This window comes from Streptomyces sp. NPDC036984, from assembly GCF_055607665.1.
Map to the genome: position 1 here is coordinate 1 of NZ_JBVJRL010000062.1, position 4377 is coordinate 4377.

Genomic DNA, 4377 nt, shown 5'->3' on the forward strand with positions numbered 1-4377 from the left:
TGTCACTACATGCGGCGTGGCCACCCGTTGGGGCGACACACCGGCAAAGACCGTCCCACCTCCACCAGCACACCACTACACTCCCCACTCCCAGAGCCCTGACCAGCCAAAATGGAGAAGTACTGCTGGAGTACTAGGCCTTGTCCGACGAGTCGAGTGACTCACCTGGCGGTGGCTCGTTCCGGCTGATGTGGGGCAGGGTGATCTATCGGACGACGAGTGGGCTCGACTCGAACCGCACCTGCCCAAGAACCTTGGACGGGGCGGACGTTGGCAGTGTCACCGGCGCGTGATCAACGGGATTCTGTTCCGGCAGCGCACTGGCCTGCCGTGGCGTGATCTTCCGACCCGCTTCGGGAAGTGGAAGACGGTCTATGACCGGCATCGCAGGTGGTCCGCGGATGGCACGTGGGAGAGTCTCCTGCGGACGGTCCAGGCCGACGCCGATGTCGAGGGGCGGATCGACTGGAGTGTGGTGAGCGTGGATTCGACGGTCTGCCGCGCCCATCAGCATGCGGCTGGGGCTCATCACCGCTTGCCCCGGGTGCTGGGGCGCTGGCGCCGTCCCGCCGAACATCGCCCCGATGAGGCGCTCGGCCGTTCACGGGGTGGCCTCACGACGAAGATTCACCTGGCGAGTGACGGCAGCTGCCGCCCATTGGCCGTGCTGATCACCTCCGGTCAGTGGGGTGACGCGCCACAGTTGATCAAGGTTCTCGATCGCGTTCGTGTCCCGCGCCCAACTGGCGGTCACCCGCGGACGCGACCGGACCACGTGTGTGGCGATAAGGAGTACAGCTCCCGCCGGAACCGCCGCTATCTGCGGCGACGCCAGATCAAGCACACCATCCCCGAGCCGAAGAATCAGAAGGTCAACCGCCAGCGGCGCGGTAGCCACGGCGGGCGGCCGACCGGCTTCGACAGCACTACCTACAAAAGGAGGAACGAAGTCGAGCGTTGCTTCAACGCGCTCAAGGGCTCCAGAGCAGTGGCGACCCGCTACGACAAGAGGGCCTACGTCTTCCACGGCACGGTCACTCTTGCCGCGATTCGGCTGTGGCTCCGCTACTGATATCAGCCACTGCCGCGGATGCCCCGGTAGTTGGCTCAGTCGTCGACCGCGACGACGAGGGTGATCTGCCCAGCCGAGCGGTCGATGAGCACGAACTCGTGGAAGTAGTCGTGCACACGTCCCCAGTCGTGAATCGCCTCATCACCGAGCTCGCTGAGGTAGTAGATGCCATCGGCTGCAGCCAGGCGGTCGAACACCTCCCGCTGCAGATCTGCCTCCAGCTCGGTGGGCACGTCCCAGAGCGGATCCACCCACTCCCGCAGGATCTGCACGGCCTTCTCCTGGCTGATGGGCCCGTAGAGGTCGGGAGTGATCAACCGCAGCCAATACGGACCATGCCTGGGCCCGCCCGGCAGCACTCCACCACCTGCATAGTCGTCCCGGAACTGCTCATGCCCAATCAGTGCGGCAAGCAGCCCTCTATCGTCCAGGGCCCCCGCGGAGAAGCGGAGCCGCTTGATATCGACCCACCGAAACCCGTGCTCCTTCGGATCCGGGACGTAGTGTCGAAAATTGATGAAGGCGCTTCCCTCGTGAGCGAGCCCGTTGTCCATGGCGCCAGCCTAGAAGGCGGGCAAGGGGACCCCGCCGACCCACCGGATAGCCCCTAAGCCGTGGGGACGAGCATCGACGTGACATCGATTAGCACGTACTGTCACGTTGGCGATCTTGTGGCGGGGTCCTGTCGCCTCGCTGACTGGCGAGCGCACCGCGGGAGACGGCGCGGGCAATGTGCTTCGTCAGCTGGCCAGGATCACGGAGGCGACCGTCCGCCATCCCGCGTCGGTACGGGCGGCCAGGTAGAGCACACGGACACGCTGGAACTCCCGCCCCTGGCTGTCTTGGCGCGCCCAGGTCACCTCGATTTGCGCGGCCCGCTCGTTGAGCACGCGCACCACCGGGTCGAGGGCCTTGCTGCCGCCGTAGTCGGCGTCGCGCAGTGCGCGCAGCTCGTGTGCGAGTCCCTGGGAGAGCGCCTCGGCGGAGGTCAGAGCGGTGTGGGCCGTGCCCGTGGTCATGCTGATCGGCACCGAGAAGTAGTCGAGGAGCGGCGCGGGATCGGTGCTCCCCTTTGCTGCCAGTCCGATGAACGTCTCGACGTAGCTGTCGAACCATGCCTGTGCTTCGTTCGCGACGGCGGCCAGAGCGGTGTGCGTCATGATTTCGTGGCCCTTCTTGCAGAGATTTCAGGTGCGGGTTTCTTGGGGAGTGCGCTATGCCGTCGTGTCACCGGTTCGCGAACGCGTTGGTGCCGGTCAGCTGGGCGGACAGGGTCCACAGGCGTGCGGCCTGTTCGGGGTCGACCGCGTAGGGCCTGACTCCGGGTGCGTCGTCCTGGGAGAGCGGGGCGATGTCGCAGTCGTTCAGGTAGACGCCGCCGGTGTAGGCCAGCTGCGGGGAGGTTGCCGCCCAGACCTGGGTAGCGGCACCCTGTTCGGGGGTCTTGAAACTGGGGGCCGTGTTGCCCTGGTCGTCGATCCAGCCGAAGGCGATCATCTCCTCGCGGGTCATGTGCCGCTGGAGCGGGGTCATGACGGCACCGGGGGCGACGGCGAAGGCCCGCACCTGGTGCTCGCGGCCGAGCGCGTCGAGGTGGACGGCGAACAGCGCGATCGCGGTTTTGGACTGTCCGTAGGCGACGGCCTTGTCATAGTCGTTTGCGAACATGACGTCGTCCCAGCGGATCGGCGAGTAGCGGTGTCCGGCAGAGCTGAGCGCGACCACGCGCGCGCCGCCGTCGGCTGCCAGGGCGGGCCACAGCCGGTTCGTGAGTGTGTGGTGGCCCAGGTGGTTGGTGGCGAACTGCGCCTCCCAGCCGGGTCCGAGGCGGGTCTCGGGCAGGGCCATCACGCCGGCGTTGTTGATGAGGATGTCGATGCTGCGGCCGCTTGCCAGGAACTCGTCCGCGAAGGTGTGCACGCTGGCCTGGTCACCCAGGTCGAGACGGCGCACCTCGACCCCGTCCACTGCGGTGAAGGCTTCCGCGGCCGCTTCCGGGCGGCGGACGGCTGCGACGACAGTCGCGCCGGCGCCCCGCAGGGCGCGTGTGGTCTCCAGCCCCAGTCCGGAACTACCGCCGGTCACGACTGCGAGCTTTCCGGTGAGGTCGAGGCCGGCCAGGACGTCGGCCGTGGTGCTGCGGGCCCCGAAGCCGGAACCGATGGGCTGCTGTGCTGTCATGATCGCCATTCCTTGTGCGTGAAGCGTCACGGCCAACGCCGTAACCGGGGAGTTCCCCGGTTAGTCATGACGGTAAACGGGGAACTCCCCGGTTGTCCAGATAGACTGATCCCCTGACGAAGGGAGCAGCCTTGACCACCAAGCCGAGCGTGTTGCGCGCCGATGCCCGCCGCAACCGCGAGCGCATCCTCGAAGCGGCCGTACGCGCCTTCTCCGAGAAAGGCCCGGACGTCGCGATCGACACCATCGCCAAAGCCGCGGGCGTCGGCTCGGCCACGCTCTACCGCCACTTCCCCACACGCGAGGCACTCATCGAGGCGGCCTACCGCAACGAGCTGGCCCGTGTCTGCGACAGCGCCACGAACCTCCTCGCCGACCATGCGCCGGACCGGGCGATCCGCCTGTGGATGGACGACTTCATCGACTACCTCACTGCCAAGCAGGGCATGGCGGACGCACTGCGGGCCGCGGCCGCATCCGGTGCGGACCCCTTCGCCGAAACCCTCGACAAGCTCGCCACCGCGCTGGGCACCCTGCTGCACGCCGGCGCCGACGCCGGTCTCCTGCGCCCGGGCATCGACCCCTTCGATGTCGGCTTCAGCCTGGCCGGCATCGGGCTGATCACCAGCGCTCCCGACCAGCGCGAACGGGCCGGACGCCTCCTCGACCTGCTCCTCGACGGCCTCCGGTACGGAGCGGACGGATCGGCGTCCAGCTCGTGACCCGGCTTTGGCCGCAATCCTCGCCGGCTTTGTGATGTCAGCGGTCCAGCAGCCCCGACCGCGTTGCGGAGCGCGAGCCACTGACACGGGTCAGGAAATGTGAAACAGGCACTGAATCGGTTTCGGACCCATCGGACAGGCCCTAGTAGTGCTTGGTCAGGTTGGTGTGAGGTCTGGTGTGTCGCGGTGACAGGTGGGGCAGGCGCCGGTCCAGACCGCGAGGAGTATCTGGAGTTCGCGGGCGACTCGGTAGAGGCTCAGGCCAGCGCCGTCTCTTTTGGGGACCGGGTGATGCGCTGGAGGGTGCAGAAGGCGTGGGCGACGGAGACGAGGGTTACGTGGTGGTGCCAGCCTCTCCAGGTGCGGCCTTCGAAGTGGGCCAGGCCCAGGGCCTGTTTCATC

At 67.2% G+C, this 4377-nt stretch carries 5 protein-coding genes and 1 pseudogene; 2 read left to right on the forward strand and 4 right to left on the reverse strand.

Translation table 11 applies throughout. From position 1 onward, the window contains the following. Positions 1 to 190: 190 nt before the first annotated feature. On the forward strand, positions 191 to 1072 hold the full coding sequence (locus ACZ7DL_RS38865) for an IS5 family transposase (RefSeq protein ID WP_470781759.1): 882 nt from the start codon (positions 191 to 193) through the stop codon (positions 1070 to 1072). Positions 1073 to 1107: 35 nt separating this feature from the next. Here the strand turns inward: ACZ7DL_RS38865 and ACZ7DL_RS38870 are convergent, their stop codons facing one another. From ACZ7DL_RS38870 to ACZ7DL_RS38880, 3 genes are all read right to left on the reverse strand, one after another. Beyond that, on the reverse strand, positions 1108 to 1626 hold the full coding sequence (locus ACZ7DL_RS38870; protein ID WP_470781760.1) for a hypothetical protein: 519 nt from the start codon (positions 1624 to 1626) through the stop codon (positions 1108 to 1110). Positions 1627 to 1812: 186 nt separating this feature from the next. Then, on the reverse strand, positions 1813 to 2232 hold the full coding sequence (locus ACZ7DL_RS38875) for a DUF6841 family protein (protein WP_470781761.1): 420 nt from the start codon (positions 2230 to 2232) through the stop codon (positions 1813 to 1815). 67 nt (positions 2233 to 2299) lie between these two features. Continuing rightward, on the reverse strand, positions 2300 to 3256 hold the full coding sequence (locus ACZ7DL_RS38880) for an SDR family NAD(P)-dependent oxidoreductase (RefSeq protein ID WP_470781763.1): 957 nt from the start codon (positions 3254 to 3256) through the stop codon (positions 2300 to 2302). Between the two features lie 128 nt (positions 3257 to 3384). On the opposite strand from ACZ7DL_RS38880, the gene ACZ7DL_RS38885 reads away from it, so the two are divergent. Next, entirely contained in the window at positions 3385 to 3975 is a 591-nt protein-coding gene (locus ACZ7DL_RS38885; protein WP_116153517.1) for a TetR/AcrR family transcriptional regulator, read from the forward strand. A 257-nt stretch (positions 3976 to 4232) separates the two neighbouring features. Here the strand turns inward: ACZ7DL_RS38885 and ACZ7DL_RS38890 are convergent. Continuing rightward, positions 4233 to 4377, reverse strand: a pseudogene (locus ACZ7DL_RS38890) (IS701 family transposase); the annotation flags it as partial.

What these genes read in the sequence shown, in the direction of transcription:
- ACZ7DL_RS38870 (WP_470781760.1), bottom strand. Translation starts at nt 1,626, where the DNA reads ATGGACAACGGGCTCGCTCACGAGGGAAGCGCCTTCATCAATTTTCGA.
- ACZ7DL_RS38875 (WP_470781761.1), bottom strand. Translation starts at nt 2,232, where the DNA reads ATGACGCACACCGCTCTGGCCGCCGTCGCGAACGAAGCACAGGCATGG.